13 protein-coding genes are annotated in these 17,627 nt (G+C 66.3%); 10 read left to right on the top strand and 3 right to left on the bottom strand.

The window, feature by feature from the left end; all coding sequences use genetic code 11:
• Positions 1 to 35 precede the first annotated feature (35 nt).
• From SZ55_RS12815 to SZ55_RS12775, 9 genes are all read left to right on the top strand, one after another.
• A complete protein-coding gene (locus SZ55_RS12815; protein WP_044406298.1) occupies positions 36 to 482 on the top strand; it encodes an NUDIX hydrolase in 447 nt (148 codons plus the stop codon).
• A 61-nt stretch (positions 483 to 543) separates the two neighbouring features.
• Positions 544 to 1,659: a tRNA 2-thiouridine(34) synthase MnmA gene (gene mnmA, locus SZ55_RS12810; RefSeq protein WP_044406295.1), complete on the top strand. Its 1,116-nt coding sequence runs from the start codon at positions 544 to 546 to the stop codon at positions 1,657 to 1,659.
• Entirely contained in the window at positions 1,659 to 2,279 is a 621-nt protein-coding gene (gene hflD / locus SZ55_RS12805; RefSeq protein ID WP_044406292.1) for a high frequency lysogenization protein HflD, read from the top strand. The genes mnmA and hflD overlap by 1 nt, the downstream gene beginning before the upstream one ends.
• A gap of 108 nt (positions 2,280 to 2,387) precedes the next feature.
• Positions 2,388 to 3,758, top strand: a complete 1,371-nt coding sequence (gene purB / locus SZ55_RS12800; RefSeq protein WP_044406289.1) for an adenylosuccinate lyase — start codon at positions 2,388 to 2,390, stop codon at positions 3,756 to 3,758.
• A gap of 61 nt (positions 3,759 to 3,819) precedes the next feature.
• Positions 3,820 to 4,986, top strand: a complete 1,167-nt coding sequence (locus tag SZ55_RS12795) for a ribosomal protein uL16 3-hydroxylase (RefSeq protein WP_044406286.1) — start codon at positions 3,820 to 3,822, stop codon at positions 4,984 to 4,986.
• Positions 4,979 to 5,404, top strand: coding sequence for a GNAT family N-acetyltransferase (locus tag SZ55_RS12790; protein ID WP_044406283.1), 426 nt, complete (start codon positions 4,979 to 4,981; stop codon positions 5,402 to 5,404). The genes SZ55_RS12795 and SZ55_RS12790 overlap by 8 nt, the downstream gene beginning before the upstream one ends.
• Before the next feature lie 8 nt (positions 5,405 to 5,412).
• The gene (locus SZ55_RS12785; RefSeq protein ID WP_044406281.1) at positions 5,413 to 6,042 is read left to right on the top strand and encodes a DUF7931 domain-containing protein; all 630 of its coding nucleotides are present in this window, start codon (positions 5,413 to 5,415) and stop codon (positions 6,040 to 6,042) included.
• Entirely contained in the window at positions 6,039 to 6,848 is an 810-nt protein-coding gene (locus SZ55_RS12780; RefSeq protein ID WP_044406278.1) for a secretin N-terminal domain-containing protein, read from the top strand. The genes SZ55_RS12785 and SZ55_RS12780 overlap by 4 nt, the downstream gene beginning before the upstream one ends.
• A gap of 483 nt (positions 6,849 to 7,331) precedes the next feature.
• A complete protein-coding gene (locus SZ55_RS12775; protein ID WP_044406275.1) occupies positions 7,332 to 8,927 on the top strand; it encodes an isocitrate lyase in 1,596 nt (531 codons plus the stop codon).
• Between the two features lie 128 nt (positions 8,928 to 9,055).
• On the opposite strand, the gene SZ55_RS12770 is transcribed toward SZ55_RS12775, so the two are convergent.
• The 3 genes from SZ55_RS12770 to SZ55_RS12760 form a co-directional block, all read right to left on the bottom strand.
• A complete protein-coding gene (locus SZ55_RS12770; protein WP_052807592.1) occupies positions 9,056 to 9,349 on the bottom strand; it encodes a hypothetical protein in 294 nt (97 codons plus the stop codon).
• Positions 9,350 to 9,450: 101 nt separating this feature from the next.
• Positions 9,451 to 14,340, bottom strand: coding sequence for a PAS domain S-box protein (locus SZ55_RS12765; RefSeq protein ID WP_152644477.1), 4,890 nt, complete (start codon positions 14,338 to 14,340; stop codon positions 9,451 to 9,453).
• A 14-nt stretch (positions 14,341 to 14,354) separates the two neighbouring features.
• Complete coding sequence (locus SZ55_RS12760) at positions 14,355 to 16,085, bottom strand: putative bifunctional diguanylate cyclase/phosphodiesterase (protein ID WP_044406269.1); 1,731 nt, start codon at positions 16,083 to 16,085, stop codon at positions 14,355 to 14,357.
• Between the two features lie 236 nt (positions 16,086 to 16,321).
• Between SZ55_RS12760 and SZ55_RS12755 the strand changes: the two genes are divergently transcribed.
• A complete protein-coding gene (locus SZ55_RS12755; protein ID WP_044406266.1) occupies positions 16,322 to 17,572 on the top strand; it encodes an HD-GYP domain-containing protein in 1,251 nt (416 codons plus the stop codon).
• The last annotated feature ends 55 nt before the right edge of the window (positions 17,573 to 17,627 follow it).

The following is a 17,627-nucleotide window of genomic DNA, read 5'->3' as shown; positions in this document are numbered from 1 at the left end:
TGCGAACATGTCGGCCCCTCAGAAGGAGCCACACCATGACCTGGCAACCCCACATCACCGTCGCCACCGTGGTCGAAGACCAGGGCCGCTTCCTCCTGGTCGAGGAAGAAGCCGACGGCCGGGCCGTCCTGAACCAGCCCGCCGGCCACCTCGAAGCCGACGAGACGCTGCCCCAGGCCGCCCTGCGGGAAACCCTCGAAGAGACCGGCTGGGAGGTTGAACTCACCGCCGTCACCGGCATCTACCTGTACACCGCCCCCAGCAATGGCGTGACCTACCAGCGCGTCTGCTTCGCCGCCCGCCCCCTGCGCCATCGCCCCGACCTGGCACTGGACGACGGCATCATCGGCCCGCGCTGGCTCACCCGCGACGAGTTGGCAGCCCAACAGGACCGCTGGCGCAGCCGCCTCGTCCTGCGCTGTGTCGACGACTACCTGGCGGGTGAGCGCTTTCCCCTGGCCCTGATCCGCGACCCGGCCTGATCGCCCCCATTCGCCGCAACTGGTAGAATCCCGTTCTTTTTTGCAGCAGCAACAGATTCCTATGTCCGATAAAGCCAACACCCGCGTCATCGTCGGCATGTCCGGCGGCGTAGACTCCTCGGTTTCCGCTCTCCTGCTGATGGAACAGGGCTACCAGGTGGAAGGCCTGTTCATGAAGAACTGGGACGAGGACGACGGCACCGAGTACTGCACCGCCAAGGAAGACCTGGCCGACGCCCAGGCCGTCTGCGACCGCATCGGCATCAAGCTGCACACCGCCAACTTCGCCGCCGAGTACTGGGACAACGTGTTCGAGCACTTCCTCGCCGAATACAAGGCCGGCCGCACGCCGAACCCGGACATCCTCTGTAACCGCGAGATCAAGTTCAAAGCCTTCCTCGACTACGCCCTGGTGCTCGGTGCCGACCTCATCGCCACCGGCCACTACGTGCGCCGCCGCGATATCGACGGCCGCACCGAACTGCTCAAGGGCCTGGACCCGAACAAGGACCAGAGCTACTTCCTCCACGCCGTCGGCGGCAAGGAAATCGCCCGCACCCTGTTCCCCGTCGGCGAACTGGAGAAGCCGGAAGTCCGCGCCATCGCCGAGAAACACGGCCTGGCCACCGCCAAGAAGAAGGACTCCACCGGCATCTGCTTCATCGGTGAACGCCGCTTCAGCGACTTCCTCAAGCAGTACCTCCCCGCCCAGCCGGGTGACATCGAGACCACCGACGGCGACGTCATCGGCCGCCACCACGGTCTCATGTACCACACCATCGGCCAGCGCCAGGGCCTTGGCATCGGCGGCATGAAGGACGCCAGCGACGAGCCCTGGTACGTCCTCGCCAAGGACGTCGCCCGCAACGTCCTCGTGGTCGGCCAGGGTAATGAGCACCCGTGGCTGTTCTCCCGGGCCCTGCTCGCCTCCGAGATCTTCTGGGTCAACCCCATCGAACTGGACGCCCCGCGCCAACTCACCGCCAAGGTGCGCTACCGCCAGGCCGACCAGGCCTGCACCCTGGAGAAGACCGCCGACGGCTACCGCGCCGTCTTCGCCGAGCCCCAGCGCGCCGTCACCCCCGGCCAGTCCGTGGTCTTCTACGACGGCGAGGTGTGCCTCGGCGGCGGCGTGATCGAGAGCGCCGAGCCCTGGTACAGCGAGGAACGCACCTGATGGCCCCGCTGAACGAACAGCTCATCGCCCTCGGCGGCGTCTTCGAAGCCGCCGCCCTGGTCGACCGCATCGCCAAGACCGGGCAGATCAGCGAAGCCCCCCTCGCCTGCATGATCGGCAGCCTGCTGGTGCGCGACCCGAAGAGCACCCTGGACGTGTACGGCGGCGACGACATCAACCTGCGCGACGGCTACAAGGCCCTGGTCAGTGCACTCGAACGCGAGCCCGCCAGCCTCCAGCGCGAGCCCCTGCGCTACGCCCTGTCGCTGCTCACCCTCGAACGCCAGCTGGCCAAACGCGACGACATGCTCGACCAGATCGGCAGCCGCCTCGACCAGATTCAACAGCAGGTCCAGCACTTCGGCCCGGCCCACGACAACGTCGTCGCCTCCTGCGCTTCGCTCTACCAGGACACCCTCAGCACCTTCCGCCAGCGCATCCAGGTGCATGGCGACATGCGCTACCTGCAGCAATCCACCAACGCCGCCAGGATCCGCGCCCTGCTGCTCGCCGGTATCCGCTCAGCCCGCCTCTGGCGCCAGCTTGGCGGCCACCGCTGGCAGCTGCTGTTCAGCCGTCGCAAGCTGCTCGCCGAGCTCTACCCCCTGCTGCGAGGGTGAGTCCAGCGACCGGTCGCCGGAAGGTGACCGGTCGGGCACGGCGACCGGGTCGGTTTTCATGTATGATGTGCGCCCTTTTCGTTGACCGACCTGCCCGAGACCCCCTCCATGCAGCTCTCTTCGCTCACTGCGGTTTCCCCCGTCGATGGCCGCTACGCCGGCAAAACCAGCGCCCTGCGTCCGATCTTCAGTGAATACGGCCTGATCCGTTTCCGCGTCCAGGTCGAAGTGCGCTGGCTGCAGCGCCTCGCCGCCCACGCCGGCGTCCCGGAAGTGGCGCCCTTCTCCGCCGAAGCCAACGCCCTGCTGGACAAGCTCGCCGAAGACTTCCAGCTCGAGCATGCCGAGCGCATCAAGGAAATCGAACGCACCACCAACCACGACGTGAAGGCCGTGGAGTACCTGCTCAAGGAGCAGGCTGCCACGCTGCCGGAACTGGCCAAGGTCAGCGAGTTCATCCACTTCGCCTGCACCAGCGAGGACATCAACAACCTGTCCCACGCCCTGATGCTGCGCGAAGGCCGCGACCAGGTGATCCTGCCGCTCATGCGCCAGCTGGCCGATGCCATCCGCGATCTCGCCGTGCGCTTCGCCGACGTCCCCATGCTCTCCCGTACCCACGGCCAGCCCGCCTCGCCCACCACCCTCGGCAAGGAAATGGCCAACGTCGTCTACCGCCTGGAGCGCCAGATCGCCCAGGTGGCCGCCGTCCCGCTGCTCGGCAAGATCAACGGCGCCGTCGGCAACTACAACGCCCACCTGTCCGCCTACCCGGACATCGACTGGGAAGCCAACGCCCGCGAATTCATCGAAGGCGACCTGGGCCTGACCTGGAACCCCTACACCACCCAGATCGAGCCCCACGACTACATCGCCGAACTGTTCGATGCCGTCGCCCGCTTCAACACCATCCTCATCGACTTCGACCGCGACGTCTGGGGCTACATCTCCCTCGGCTACTTCAAGCAGAAGACCGTTGCCGGCGAGATCGGCTCCTCCACCATGCCGCACAAGGTCAACCCGATCGACTTCGAGAACTCCGAAGGCAACCTCGGCATCGCCAACGCCCTGTTCCAGCACCTGGCCAGCAAGCTGCCGATCTCCCGCTGGCAGCGCGACCTGACCGACTCCACCGTGCTGCGCAACCTCGGCGTCGGCTTCGCCCACAGCGTCATCGCCTATGAAGCCAGCCTCAAGGGCATCGGCAAGCTGGAGCTGAACGCCCAGCGCATCGCCGAAGACCTGGACGCCTGCTGGGAAGTCCTCGCCGAGCCGGTACAGACCGTCATGCGTCGTTATGGCGTCGAGAACCCCTACGAGAAGCTGAAGGAACTGACCCGCGGCAAGGGCATCAGCCCCGAAGCCCTGCAGACTTTCATCGACGGCCTGGCCATCCCTGCCGAAGCCAAGGCCGAACTGCGCAAACTGACCCCGGCTGCCTACATCGGCAACGCCGTGGCCCAGGCCAAGCGCATCTGACGGGCAACCGCCTCCATACGCCCGGCCGTGCCGGGCGTTTTTATTTCACAGGTTCACTGCCATGACTTCCGATCTTCCCCTGCAAATCCTCGGCGGCATCTCTGCCCGCGAATTCCTCCGTGACTACTGGCAGAAGAAGCCGCTGCTGATCCGCCAGGCCATCCCAGGCTTCGAAAGCCCCATCTCCCCCGATGAGCTGGCCGGCCTGTCCCTGGAAGAGGAAGTCGAGTCGCGCATCATCCTCGAACACGGCGAGCGCCCCTGGGAGCTGCGTCGAGGCCCCTTCGCCGAGGACACCTACCAGAACCTACCCGAGCGCGACTGGACCCTGCTGGTGCAGTCCGTCGACCAGTTCGTCCCGGAAGTCGGCGAACTGCTGGAGCACTTCCGCTTCCTGCCCAACTGGCGCATCGACGACGTCATGATCAGCTACGCCGCCCCGGGCGGCGGTGTCGGCCCGCACTACGACAACTACGACGTCTTCCTGCTCCAGGGCCATGGCCACCGCCGCTGGCGCATCGGCCAGATGTGCGACGCCGACAGCGCGCTGCTGCCCCACGGCGACCTGCGCATCCTCGCCGAATTCATGGGCACCGATGAGTGGGTCCTGGAACCCGGCGACATGCTCTACCTGCCGCCGCGCCTCGCCCACTTCGGCACCGCCGAAGACGACTGCATGACCTACTCGGTCGGCTTCCGCGCCCCCAGCGCCGCCGAAGTGCTCACCCACTTCACCGACTTCCTCGCCCAGTTCATCCCGGACGAGGAGCGCTACAGCGACGCCGACATCCAGCCGGTCGAAGACCCGCACCAGATCCAGCAGGACGCCCTCGACCGCCTCAAGGCCCTGATCGCCGAGCACATGAGCGACGAGCGCCTGCTGCTGACCTGGTTCGGCCAGTTCATGACCGAGCCGCGCTACCCCGAACTGGTCACCGGCATCGAAGTCGATGAAGAAGCCTTCGTCGGCGCCATCGAAGACGGCGCCGTGATCATCCGCAACCCCAGCGCGCGCATGGCCTGGTCGGAAGTGGACATCGGCCTCGTGCTGTTCGCCAGCGGCCAGAGCCGCCTGCTGCCCTCCTCCCTGCGCGAACTGCTGCGCCTGGTGTGCTCCAGCGATGCACTGCACATCGAGAACCTCGGCCGATGGCTGGCCGACGAAGACGGGCGTAAGCTTCTGTGGGAACTGATCAAGCAAGGAAGTCTGGAGTTTGCCGATGAGTGAGATTCACGTCCGAATCGCCGACTGGCAGAAGGACAACGCTGACTTGCGACGCATCCGCGAGGCGGTCTTCATCGCCGAGCAATCCGTGTCGCCTGAACAGGAGTGGGATGCCGAGGATGCCGACGCCGTGCACTTCCTCGCCCTCGAGCACGAGTACGCGATCGGCACCGCACGCCTGCTGCCCGACGGCCACATCGGTCGCGTTTCGGTCCTCAAGGATTGGCGCGGCCTGCATGTCGGTGATCGCCTGCTCGAAGCGGTGATTGCCGAAGCCGAGCGCCGCGGCCTCAAGCAGCAGATGCTCTCGGCCCAGGTCCACGCCACGCCGTTCTACGAGCGCCATGGCTTCCGTGTGGTCAGCGAAGAGTTCATCGAAGCCGGCATCCCCCACGTGGATATGGTGCGCGACAGCCAATAGAGGTCCCCATGGAATCGAACGTCCCGGAAAACGAAGAGATCGAGGCCGAACTGCCTGCCATCGAATTCCATTCACCGGGGCGTTTCGATGTCCATAACCCGGTCCCGGACCTGCGCGAACCCGCCCCCTGGGAACCCGCTCCCTTCGTGCTCGGCCAGCACGACGCCCTGCAGCGCTTCGCCAAACCCGAGGAAGCCCGCCCCCACGCCCTGGCGCTTCTGCAACAGGCCCAGCGCAGCCTCAACCTCTACACGCCCGACCTGGAAGCCTGGCTCTATCACCACAGCAGCATCCAGACAGCCTGCACCCGCTTCCTCCTGGCCAACCCGCGCAACCGCCTGCGCATCCTGATCCGCGACGTGACCCGCCCGGTGAAGGAAGGCCACCGCCTGCTCAACCTCGTGCGCCGCCTGTCCAGCAACAGCCAGATCCGCCGGCTCAACCCGGACCACGCCAGCGAAGAGTGCGCCTACCTGCTGGTGGACGACCGTGGCCTGCTGATGCGCCCGGAGCTGGACAGCTTCGCCGGCTACGCCCTGTACAACGACCCCGGCCGCTGCCGCCTGCGCCAGGTCCAGTTCGACCAGGCCTGGGACCAGAGCGTCAGCGACCCCGACCTGCGGAGTTTCCTGCTATGACGCCACGCGCCCTGCTCGCCGCCCTGTGCCTGGCCCTGAGCCTGCCCCTGCAGGCCGCCACCGAAGTCATCCCGCTCAACTACCGCACCGCCGAGGACGTGATGCCGGTGGTGCAGTCGGTGATCGGCAACGAAGGCCGGGTCAGCGCCTACGGCAACCAGCTGATCGTCAATGCCTCCCCGCAGAAGATCCAGGAACTGCGCGGCGTGCTCGACAAGCTCGACACCGCCCCACGCCGCCTGCTGATCTCGGTGGACACCAGCGACAGCAACTACCAGGACGACCAGGGCTACAGCGTCAACGGCTCGGCCAGCGTCGGCGGCGTCGACGTCCAGGCCGGCCGTGGCGAAGTCAACGGCCGCGACCAGGTGCGCATCATCCGCCGCAGCACCGACAGCCGGGGCGGCGGCGTCCAGCAGGTCCAGGCCACCGAGGGCTACCCCGCCCTCATCCAGGTCGGCCAGAGCGTGCCCATCACCAGCGCCAGCACCGGGCCCTATGGGCAGGTCTACACCAACACCGAATACCGCAACGTCACCCGCGGCTTCTACGTCACCGCCAGCGTCACCGGGCAGACCGTGCACGTCAGCCTCAGCAGCAACCGCGACCGCCTCAGCCAGTCCCAGCCGGGCGCCATCGACATCCAGAGCACCGACACCCGCGTGAGCGGCCGGCTCGGCGAATGGATCACCGTCGGCGGCGTCAACGAATCCAGCCAGAGCGACAGCAGTGGTTTCCTGCACCGCCAGAGCACCCAGGGCAGCGAAAACATGACCCTGCGCCTGAAGGTCGACAGCCTCGACTGAGCCCCCTCCAACTGACCATCCGGTCGCACACACGACTTTTGTAGTAGTCACAAAAAAACACTACAAAAACGTTTGACGAACACTTGTTTGAGGCGCATGATGGCCCCGCTCCCGCTAACCAGGGGCCCTGAAACGGGCCTCCGGGCCGTGCTCCAGACCAACGAGCCGACCCGTGTTGTGTAGCCCAAAAGGCAGTGCGACGAGGTTGCGACTGGAACGAGGTTGTCCTGAGGGACGGGGAAGCACCGCGAAACTGGCAGACGAAACTTCACCCCTATTCGTGCGTCAAGGCATCCACGAGCCGAAAGCGCCACGGGTAGCGATCACCGAAGCCGCCTGCACCGTTCGTCTCAACCCCTCCCTCCGAGTTCACACTCGCTCTGGTCACATTCTCAGCGTACTGCGGTGAGCAACCCGCCATGGCCTTCCAGGTCCTTGCACGGGGAAGTTGGTGCTCAACCATACACATTTGAAGGATTGACCATGTCCGCATATCAGAACGAGATCAAAGCCGTTGCCGCGCTGAAAGAGAAGTACGGCAGCAGCTGGAGCGCGATCAACCCCGAGTACGCAGCTCGCATGCGTGTGCAGAACCGCTTCAAGACCGGTCTGGACATCGCCAAGTACACCGCGGCCATCATGCGCAAGGACATGGCCGAGTACGATGCCGACTCCTCCGTCTACACCCAGTCCCTGGGCTGCTGGCACGGCTTCATCGGTCAGCAGAAGCTGATCTCCATCAAGAAGCACCTGAAGACCACCAACAAGCGCTACCTCTACCTGTCCGGCTGGATGGTTGCCGCCCTGCGTTCCGACTTCGGTCCGCTGCCCGACCAGTCCATGCACGAGAAGACTGCTGTCGCCGGCCTGATCGAAGAGCTGTACACCTTCCTGCGCCAGGCTGACGCCCGCGAACTGGACCTGCTGTTCACCGCCCTGGACGCTGCCCGCGCCGCCGGTGACAAGGCCAAGGAAGCCGAAGTACAGGCCCAGATCGACGGCTACGAAACCCACGTCGTCCCGATCATCGCCGACATCGACGCTGGCTTCGGTAACCCGGAAGCCACCTACCTGCTGGCCAAGAAGATGATCGAAGCCGGTGCATGCTGCATCCAGATCGAGAACCAGGTTTCCGACGAGAAGCAGTGCGGCCACCAGGACGGCAAAGTGACCGTTCCCCACGAAGACTTCCTCGCCAAGATCAACGCCGTTCGCTACGCGTTCCTCGAGCTGGGTGTGGACGACGGCGTGATCGTTGCCCGTACCGACTCCCTGGGTGCCGGCCTGACCAAGCAGATCGCCGTGACCAAGCAACCGGGCGACCTGGGCGACCAGTACAACTCCTTCCTGGACTGCGAAGAGATCTCCGCTGCCGAACTGAAGAACGGCGACGTCGTGATCAACCGCGAAGGCAAGCTGCTGCGTCCCAAGCGCCTGCCGTCCAACCTGTTCCAGTTCCGTCAGGGCACCGGCGAAGACCGCTGCGTACTGGACTGCATCACCAGCCTGCAGAACGGCGCCGACCTGCTGTGGATCGAAACCGAGAAGCCGCACGTTGGCCAGATCAAAGGCATGGTTGACCGCATCCGTCAGGTCATCCCGAATGCCAAGCTGGTCTACAACAACAGCCCGTCCTTCAACTGGACCCTGAACTTCCGCCAGCAGGTGTTCGACGCGTTCGTCGCCGAAGGCAAGGACGTTTCCGCCTACGACCGCGCCAAGCTGATGAGCGTCGAGTACGACGAGACCGAACTGGCCCAGGTTGCAGACGAGAAGATCCGTACCTTCCAGCGTGACGGTTCCGCCCACGCCGGCATCTTCCACCACCTGATCACCCTGCCGACCTACCACACTGCGGCCCTGTCCACCGACAACCTGGCCAAAGGCTACTTCGCCGACGAGGGCATGCTGGCCTACGTGAAAGGTGTTCAGCGCCAGGAACTGCGCCAAGGCATCGCCTGCGTCAAGCACCAGAACATGGCTGGCTCCGACATCGGCGACAACCACAAAGAGTACTTCGCTGGCGAAGCGGCTCTGAAGGCAAGCGGTAAAGACAACACCATGAACCAGTTCCACTAATAGGAGCTGTTCACCGGCGGGCCTTCGGGCCCAGCCGGATGCCTCAAGGCCCCGGTAGCGATACCGGGGCCTTTTTTATTTGCACCTGCTGACCAGGGCGGAATACTCCCGCCTCGCCCGCCCCCGCCTTACTGGCCGTTGACCAGCCGCAGGCGCTTCTCGGTGAACACGCAGATCACCCCCGCGTTGTTGTGCATCACCGGATGGTTGAAGTCGCAATAGGCCGCCGCCACGCTCAACGGCAACTGCTCGTTGCCCCAGCGGGCCGGCTTGAACCAGGCCAGCTCGCCCTCCTTGCACAGCCGTGCATCGGCGTCGGAGGTGAAGGTGCACAACGCCGTCTGGTCCACCTGCTTGTCCAGGCAAGCGGTCAACGGCAGAACCATCAGAAGGGCCAGGAAGGGCTTGAAGGGAAGACGCATGCTGCTCACACCTCGGCAGTGGTTGAAGTGCCGATTTGAGCGAGCCGGCGCCCGCCAGTTCCGCAGCGCCGGGAAGAATTCGGTATCAGGCCCGATACCCTTCAGTCCGGCGAAGACGCCGCATCACTGGGCAACAAGTCACGGGCCAAGGCCTGGGCGCCCTGGAAGTCCAGACGCTCCACCCGCGCGGCAAAGGCAGCTGCCGCCTCCCGCAGGCTATCCGGAGCACGCCCTTTAAGCTCCCGCGCGCGGTCCAGCGCCTGGATCGATCCGCTGGCCAGCAGCTCCAGCGTCTGCTGCAGCACCTCACGCCAGGCGTCCTCATCCAGCGCCGGCAAGGGCTCCTGCCCCTGGCCAGTCGACGCATCCACCTGGAATTGCTCCAGCAGTTGCTGGTTGCTCTCCACCAGCAGCGCACGCATCTGCAGCAGCCAGCTCGGGTCTTCGAGAAAGGGAGCAGCCGTATCCGGGGTCAATCCACGGCCCCGGCTCTCCAGCTCCATGGCCAGGTGTGAAAGCGCCCTGGCTCCCATCGTCCCGGTACTGCCCTTGATGCCATGCAAGGCCGCCAGCACACCGCGCAGGTCGCCATCGTCACGGGCCTGCTGCAGTTGCTCCAGCTGACGCTCGGTCTCCTCGCGGAAGCTGACCAGCACCGTCTGCAGCAATGGCAGGTTGTCGGCAAAACGCGACAGGATCGACGCCGGCGGCTCCAGCAACACCTGCGCACCCGATTCGGCACGGGGGGGCGGAGGCTCCGGCAGCGCCGGGGTAGCCCCACCGGTCCAGAACAGCAGCACCCGGGTCAGTTGCTGGATGTCCACCGGCTTGCCGACGTGGTCGTTCATCCCCGCCTCCAGACAGGTGCGACGGTCCTGCTCCGAGGCATTGGCGGTCATGGCGATGATCGGCAGGGTGCGGCACCGTTCATCCAGGCGGATGCGCCGGGACGCCTCCAGGCCATCGATGTCCGGCATCTGGATGTCCATCAGCACCGCATCGAAACGCTCCGGCTCCGCCAGCACCGTCTGCACCCCCTCCAGGCCGCCCTCGGCCAGGATCACTTCCGCGCCCTCGCCCATCAGCAGCTCCGAAGCCACCTGGCGGTTCAGCGCGTTGTCCTCCACCACCAGCAGGCACAACCCAGCAAGGTGCCGGACCCGCGCTACACCGGCGGTAGGCTGGCCCACCGCCCCCTCCTCGCCCCAGATCGCCCGTTGCACAGCAGTGGCCAACTGCTGGGGCGTCACCGGCTTGGTGAGGAACGCCGCAAACGGTGCCCGTCCCTTCTGCTGCTGGTCCGCCAGCACCTCGCTGCCGTGGGCGGTGATCATCACCACCCGGGGTGCTGCAGCCCCCAGTGCCGCCAGGGCACGGCTGCTGGCCAGCCCGTCCAGCCCCGGCATGCGCCAGTCCATCAGCACCAGGTCGAACGGATCGCCCCGCCGCGCCGCCTGCTGCACCGCCGAGACAGCCGCCTCACCCGACATCACGTATTCACTGCGCCACCCCAGGGACAGCAGCGTGCGCAGCAGCACCTCCCCCGCCACCGGGTTGTCGTCCACCACCAGCAGGTGCAGCGGCGCATCCACGCACGGGCACTCGCTGCGCAGGGCGGCGACCGGCTCGCTGATGCCCAGCCGCACATCGAACCAGAAACGGCTGCCTTCTCCCGGCCGGCTTTCCACCTTCAGCTCGGCCCCCATCAGCTCCACCAGGCGCTTGCAGATCACCAGGCCCAGCCCGGTGCCGCCGAAGCGGCGCGTGGTGGACGCCTCGGCCTGGGTGAAGCCATCGAAGATCCGCTCCAGCTGCTCCGGGCTGATGCCGATGCCGGTGTCGCTGATCGACACCTGCAGCAACACCGAGGAGTCGTCGCAGGCCAGTTGACGGAAGGCCACCACCACCTGGCCACGGCTGGTGAATTTCAGGGCATTGCCACCCAGGTTGATCAGCACCTGCTGCAGGCGGAAGCTGTCCCCCACCAGGTGCAGCGGCAGGTTGGCGTCGAGGTCGAACATCACCTCTACATCCTTGTCGCCCTGGTTACCCGCCAGCACCACTGCCAAGTCGCGCATCAGCGACTCCAGCTCGAACGGGTGCGGATCGAGCTGCAGCTTGCCGGCTTCGATCTTCGAGTAATCGAGAATGTCGTTGAGCAGCCCCAGCAACGAGCGCGCCGCTGTCTGCGCCTTGAGCACGTAGTCCAGCTGGCGGTTGTCCAGCCCGGTGCCTTGCACCAGGTGCAGCATGCCCAACACCGCATTCATCGGCGTGCGGATTTCATGGCTCATGTTGGCCAGGAAGAAGCTCTTCGCCGCGCTGGCCGCATCCGCCTTGTCGCGGGCATCCCGCAGGCGCGACTCCAGTTCCCGCTGGGCGGTGATGTCGAGGTTGATCCCGGTCACCCGGGTGGGGCGTCCCAGGGAATCCCGTTCGATCTGAGCCGCCGCCTGGATGTAACGCACCTGCCCGTCCGGCCGCACGATGCGGAAGATCGGGTCGTAGACCGCCGTCCCGGCAATGGCGCCCTGGAGCTGCGCCACCACCCGGTCCATGTCGTCCGGGTGCACACGCTGGCGCCAATGGTCGAACGTGAGGCCTTGTTCCCGCAGGCTGCGCGGCTGTCCATACAGCTCGAACATGCGGTCGTTCCAGTGCAGCCGGTTGTCTTCCAGGAACCACGACCAGATGCCCAGGCCCGCCACCTCCGAGGCCAGCAGCAGCTGGTCGCGGGTGGCCACCAGCTCCTTGCGCTGGCGATGCTGCTCGCTGAGGTCGGTCACCACGCAGACCATGCGCTGCTCGCCACCCACCAGCATCGGTGCCAGGGTGACCTGCATGGGGAAGGCGCTGTCGTCACTGCGCCGCCCCCACAGCTCCATCCCGCTGGGCCCCAGCCCCTCCACCGGCTGCTCGTAGCCCGTGAGCAGTTCGTGGAAGCGCTCCAGGGACACGGGCTCGATCAGGTCCTCGATGGAGCGCCCGACCATATGCTCGGGCGATACCCCGAACACCACGCCACCCGCCGGGTTGAAGGTCTGGATGCGCCCCTCGCCATCGAAGGTGATCACCGGGTTCACCGCCGTATCCAGCACAGCACGGGTGGTCGCCAGGCTCTCCGCCAGGCGCCGCTCGGTGGCCTTGCGCTCGGTGATGTCGAGGGAAATGCCCAGGTAGCCGGTGATGCGCCCCTGCTCATCGCGCATCGCGGTCACCACCAGGGTCACCGGGAAGCGGCTGCCATCCTTGCGCACATAGGTCCACTCACGTGCCTCGGAACCTTCCAGCTCAGGCACCTGGACGAACACCCGGAACCCCTGCACCGGCTTGTCGTAATAGGCGGAAAGCTCCCGGCCACGGGCCACCACCTCTTCGGTCACATGCAGCAGCGCCGGCGTCTGGCGCCCCACCAGTTCCTCGGCCGAGTACCCCAGCAAGCGCTCGGCACCGCGGTTGAACACCCGGATCAGCCCGTCCGGGTCGGTGGCGATGATCGACACCTCGGTGGCCGCGGTCAGCACGCCGTCCAGCAGCACATTGGTGCGCAACAGCTGGGCTGTACGCTCGGCCACCTGGGTCTCCAGGCTGGCATTGAGCTCGAGGATGCGCGCCTCTGCCTGCTTCTGCGCCGTGATGTCACGCACCGTGCGCGAAATGCCCACCACCCGGCCCAGGCCATCCAGGATCGGCGCGATCGACAGGGCCACATGCACCAGGCTGCCGTCCTGGCGCCGGTAGCGGGTCTCGTAGAGGCTGATGCGTTCCCCGGCCAGCGCCTGGCGCAGCAATGTCTCTTCCTGCTCGTGGCCGCGCTCCGGCACCACCAGCCCGGCCAGGTCCTGGCCGATGGCCTGCTCGGCGCTGTAACCGAGGATCGCCTCGGCCCCCTGGTTCCAACTGGTGATCACGCCACCCAGGGTCTGGCCGACGATGCCATCGGCCGAGTTCTCGACGATGGCCGCCAGCCGCGCCTGCTCCGCCAGCACCTGGTGCTTGCGTCGGCGGCTCATCAGGCTCGCCCCCAGCAACGCCGCCAGCAGCAGGCTCAGCCCTGTCCCTGCCACCCACACCATCGCCGGAGGCGGCAGCGTCAGACGCTCGGCAAACGCCGGCAGCGCAGCCAGTTCGATCTCCCAGCGACGGCCGTAGAGATCCCGCAGGACCTTCTCCTGGTGGATTTCCGGCGCCTCGGCCGAATCCGGCGCGCTCTCGTAGAACAGCGGCTCGTCCGAATCCTCGGTGATGTCCCGCAGGCGCAGGCGCATCGTCTCGTCCACCACCTCCAGCCCCTGCAGCACCTGCTCGGTGATCAGCGGCGAATAGCTCCAGCCCAGGGCCTGACGCTCCCGCTCAGCCTCGGTCGCCGGCACCACCCCGCTGCGGTAGATCGGCATCAGGATCAGGAACGACTGGCGCGGCTTGCCCAGGGACTGCACCAGGGTGATCGGTGCCGTCAGCCGCACCTCACCACTGCGCATCGCCGACAGGGCCGCTTCACGGCGGTTGCGCTCGGAGGCGATGTCCAAGCCAATGGCGGGCTCGTTGCCTGCCAGGGGCTCGATGTACTGGATGATGAAATGCTCGCCCGGGTGGTCCGTCAGTTCATGGATGTCGAAATCCGCCGGCCCGTCGGCCCGCGCCTTGACCAGGAAACCGGCCAGCTCGGCCTGTGGCACACGGCGGATCAACCCGAAGCCCCGCGCACCCGGAAACTCTTTGGCGATATCGCGGGAGCGGGCATAGCGCTGGAAGATCTCCCGCGTCATGCCCCACTCCCCAGCGGTCAGCAGGCTGCCCCGGGTGCCGCGCAAGCCGTACTGGTAAAGCTCCAGGCGCTTGACCACCGCGTCCGCTGCGCGATCGGTCGCGGCGTGCAGCGCCTCGTGCAGGCGATCCTGGTTGGTGCGCTCCAGCAACCCCGCCAGCAGGCCAGTCACCAGCAGGCCGGCCAGCGCCGTGAGGAGCATGGCAACCAGTGGAACGGACACCTGCCCGCGGTTTCTCACTCGGCCTCCCCCTCGCCATCCAGAGTGGTCCAGCAGCGCGGGTGCTCACAGTGCTCGGCGAGGAAGCCACAGGCGTCCTCGTAGGGCAGCGGCCGGCAGAACAGGTAGCCCTGCATCAGCCGGCACCCCAGCTCCTGAAGACGCCGGGCCTGGCGCGGACACTCCACGCCCTCGGCCACCAGTTCCAGGTCCAGCGCCTGGGCCAGGCGGATGACCGCCTCGATGATGGCCGCATCACTGCGGTCGGTGAGCATCTCGCGGACGAAGCTCTGGTCGATCTTCAGCACATCGATGGGCAGGCGCTTGAGGTAGGCCAGGCTGGAGTAACCCGTGCCGAAGTCATCGATGGCGATGCGCACGCCGATCTCCTTCAGCGCCAGCAGGGTGGCACGGGTACGGTCGATGTCGTGGGCCAGCACCCCTTCGGTGATTTCCAGTTCCAGGTGGTTCGGCGGCAGGCCCGACTCCTCCAGGATGGCCGTGACCATGCCCAGGAAGCTCTCCTCGCGGAACTGCACCGCCGAGATGTTCACGCTCATGCACACCGGCCAGCCCATTGCGATCATCCGCTGGGCATCGTTGCAGGCCTGCAGCATCACGAACTTGCCAATGGGGATGATCAGCCCCGTCTCCTCCGCCAGGGGGATGAAGTCCGCCGGCGACACCAGTTGCCCGTCGGAGGTGCGCCAGCGCACCAATGCCTCCACGCCGCTGGGGCGGCCGTCGGTGACGTCCACCTTGGCCTGGTAGAACACCTCGAACACCCGCTGCTCCAGCGCCCGACGCATGTGGCGCTCGAGCATGTGGCGGGCCCGGGTGCTGTTCTCGATCTGCTCGGAGAAGAAGCGGAAGCGGTTGCGGCCTTCCTGCTTGGCCTGGTACATCGCCGCGTCCGCATAGCGGTAAAGCGACTCGAAATTGTCGCAATCATCGGGGAAAAAGCTGATACCGATGCTCCCCGACAAGTCATAGCGGTTGCCATTGATCAGCAGCGGCTGGGCGATGATCCCCAGCAGCCGGTCGGCAAAATCCCCCACCGCATCGAAGCCCTGCACGTCCGGCAGCAGCACCACGAACTCGTCACCGCCCTGGCGGCTCACCGTGTCCACCGAACGCACCGCTGCAGACAGCCGCTGGGCCACCTCGCGCAGCACCTGATCGCCCACGGAGTGGCCGATGGTGTCGTTGAGGAATTTGAAGTTGTCCAGGTCCAGCATCAGCATCGCCACCCGCCCCTCGCTGCGCCGGGCCTTCTGGATGGCCTGGGCTGCCCGGTCCTGCAACAGGGCGCGGTTGGGCAGACTAGTCAGTGCATCGAAGCAGGCCACCCGCTTGGCCTGCTCGCGCAGGTCCAGGTGGGCGCGCACATGGGCGCGGACCAGCGGCAGGTTGAGCGGCTTGCGGATGAAGCCCAGGGCACCGCTCTCCAGCGCCTTCAACTCGTTCTCCGGCCCGCTGTGGGCGGTAACGAACAGCACCGATGCTCCGCGCAGCTTGGGGTCCGACTTGATCGCCCGGCAGATCTCGAAGCCGTCCATCAGCGGCATCTGGATGTCCAGCAGCACCACGTCCGGGCGGCAGGCCCGCGCCACATCCAGCGTTCCCGTTCCCCCGTTGGCGACATGAATGGACGCCAGGTCGCGGATCGCCTCGCTGAGGATGAGGACGTCGCTGGCCTGGTCATCGACGATCAGGATCACCGGCTCGGAGCTGAAAGAATCCTGCATTCCCTGCTACTCGCTTTCCCTGATTGACAGAGAGACTAGACGAATATGGCACGGTGCCATTGGGCCGCCGGACGGTCGTCGGGCGAAGACGGAACGCCGCATGCCGCGCGGCGGCCTTCACTCAAGATAGAACAGCCGTGCAAGCTTGCAGGCGGCGTTTCAAAGCCGGCCATCGCCCGCCTATAGTGAGTGTCAGCCGGCCCTGCCGAGCGCCTTTCCCCCGTCAGAGTAGTGCCATGACACTCAAACGCATCGCCACCACCGACCTGCAATTGGGCATGTACGTTCAGGAGTTCTGCGGTTCATGGATGGACCACCCGTTCTTCCGCGCCAAGTTCGTGGTCAAGACCGACAAGGACCTGCAGCGCATCCGCAACAGCGATGTCCATGAAGTCTGGATCGACACCGACAAGGGCCTGGATATCCACCAGGACCAGCCCAGCGTCAGCGTCGAGGAGGCCGAAGCCGAGATCGACGCCCGCCTGGCCGCCGCCGAACAGGCGCCGCCCATCGAGCGTGCCGACCTGGAAAGCGAAGTCAGCCGTGCAGCCATGCTCTGTGCCAAGGCCAAGGACGCCGTGGTGAGCATGTTCAGCGACGCCCGCATGGGCAAGGCCATCAGCGTCGACGACGCCCAGGGCCTGGTGCAGGAAATCTCCGACTCGGTGCTGCGCCACCCCAATGCGCTGATCAGCCTGGCGCGGCTGAAGACCGCCGACGAATACACCTACATGCACTCCGTGGCCGTGTGCGCCCTGATGATCGCCCTCGCCCGCCAGCTCGGCCTGGGCGAGGCCCAGGTGCGCGAGGCCGGGCTGGCCGGCCTGCTGCACGACATCGGCAAGATGGCCATCCCCATGGACGTGCTGAACAAGCCCGGCAAGCTCACCGACGAGGAGTTCCAGTGCGTGCGCAAGCACCCCGAGGAAGGCGCGCGCATCCTGCTGGAGAGCCACCAGGTCAGCGCCCTGGTGCTGGACGTCTGCCTGCACCACCACGAGAAGGTCGACGGCACCGGCTACCCGCACCGCCTGGCCGGCGACCAGATCAGCCTGCTGGCCAAGATGGGCGCGGTCTGCGACGTCTACGACGCCATCACCTCCGACCGCCCCTACAAGCGTGGCTGGGACCCGGCCGAATCCATCCGCCGCATGGCCGAATGGAGCAAGGACCACTTCGACGAGCTGGTTTTCCAGGCCTTCGTCAAATCCATCGGCATCTACCCCACCGGGTCCCTGGTGCGCCTGGAGAGCGGGCGCCTGGGCGTGGTGATGGAGCAGCACGAGAAGTCCCTCACCACGCCCAAGGTCAAGGTGTTCTATTCCGCCCGGCTGAAGACCGCGATCCCCCAGGAAGTGGTGGACCTGGCCAAGCTCGCCGGCCGCGACCGCATCGTCGGCCGCGAATCCCCGGCGGACTGGAACTTCCGCAACCTCGACGAGCTCTGGTCCGGCATCCCCGATCCCCGGCGCAAGACCACCGGCTGAGGGTCACTAGAAGGCATGGGCCCGGTGCAATGCCGTCAACGCCTCGGCACGCAAC

Origin of the sequence: Pseudomonas sp. FeS53a (assembly GCF_000931385.1) — a bacterium.
In the GTDB taxonomy this organism is placed as follows: Bacteria; Pseudomonadota; Gammaproteobacteria; order Pseudomonadales; family Pseudomonadaceae; genus Metapseudomonas; species Metapseudomonas otitidis.
Note: the sequence above shows the minus strand (reverse complement) of the source record. Positions and strands in the feature narration are given on the sequence as shown.

What these genes read in the sequence shown, in the direction of transcription:
- SZ55_RS12790 (WP_044406283.1), top strand. Translation starts at nt 4,979, where the DNA reads ATGAGTGAGATTCACGTCCGAATCGCCGACTGGCAGAAGGACAACGCT.
- SZ55_RS12815 (WP_044406298.1), top strand. Translation starts at nt 36, where the DNA reads ATGACCTGGCAACCCCACATCACCGTCGCCACCGTGGTCGAAGACCAG.
- SZ55_RS12760 (WP_044406269.1), bottom strand. Translation starts at nt 16,085, where the DNA reads ATGCAGGATTCTTTCAGCTCCGAGCCGGTGATCCTGATCGTCGATGAC.
- SZ55_RS12755 (WP_044406266.1), top strand. Translation starts at nt 16,322, where the DNA reads ATGACACTCAAACGCATCGCCACCACCGACCTGCAATTGGGCATGTAC.
- SZ55_RS12780 (WP_044406278.1), top strand. Translation starts at nt 6,039, where the DNA reads ATGACGCCACGCGCCCTGCTCGCCGCCCTGTGCCTGGCCCTGAGCCTG.
- purB (WP_044406289.1), top strand. Translation starts at nt 2,388, where the DNA reads ATGCAGCTCTCTTCGCTCACTGCGGTTTCCCCCGTCGATGGCCGCTAC.
- mnmA (WP_044406295.1), top strand. Translation starts at nt 544, where the DNA reads ATGTCCGATAAAGCCAACACCCGCGTCATCGTCGGCATGTCCGGCGGC.
- SZ55_RS12795 (WP_044406286.1), top strand. Translation starts at nt 3,820, where the DNA reads ATGACTTCCGATCTTCCCCTGCAAATCCTCGGCGGCATCTCTGCCCGC.
- SZ55_RS12775 (WP_044406275.1), top strand. Translation starts at nt 7,332, where the DNA reads ATGTCCGCATATCAGAACGAGATCAAAGCCGTTGCCGCGCTGAAAGAG.
- hflD (WP_044406292.1), top strand. Translation starts at nt 1,659, where the DNA reads ATGGCCCCGCTGAACGAACAGCTCATCGCCCTCGGCGGCGTCTTCGAA.
- SZ55_RS12785 (WP_044406281.1), top strand. Translation starts at nt 5,413, where the DNA reads ATGGAATCGAACGTCCCGGAAAACGAAGAGATCGAGGCCGAACTGCCT.
- SZ55_RS12770 (WP_052807592.1), bottom strand. Translation starts at nt 9,349, where the DNA reads ATGCGTCTTCCCTTCAAGCCCTTCCTGGCCCTTCTGATGGTTCTGCCG.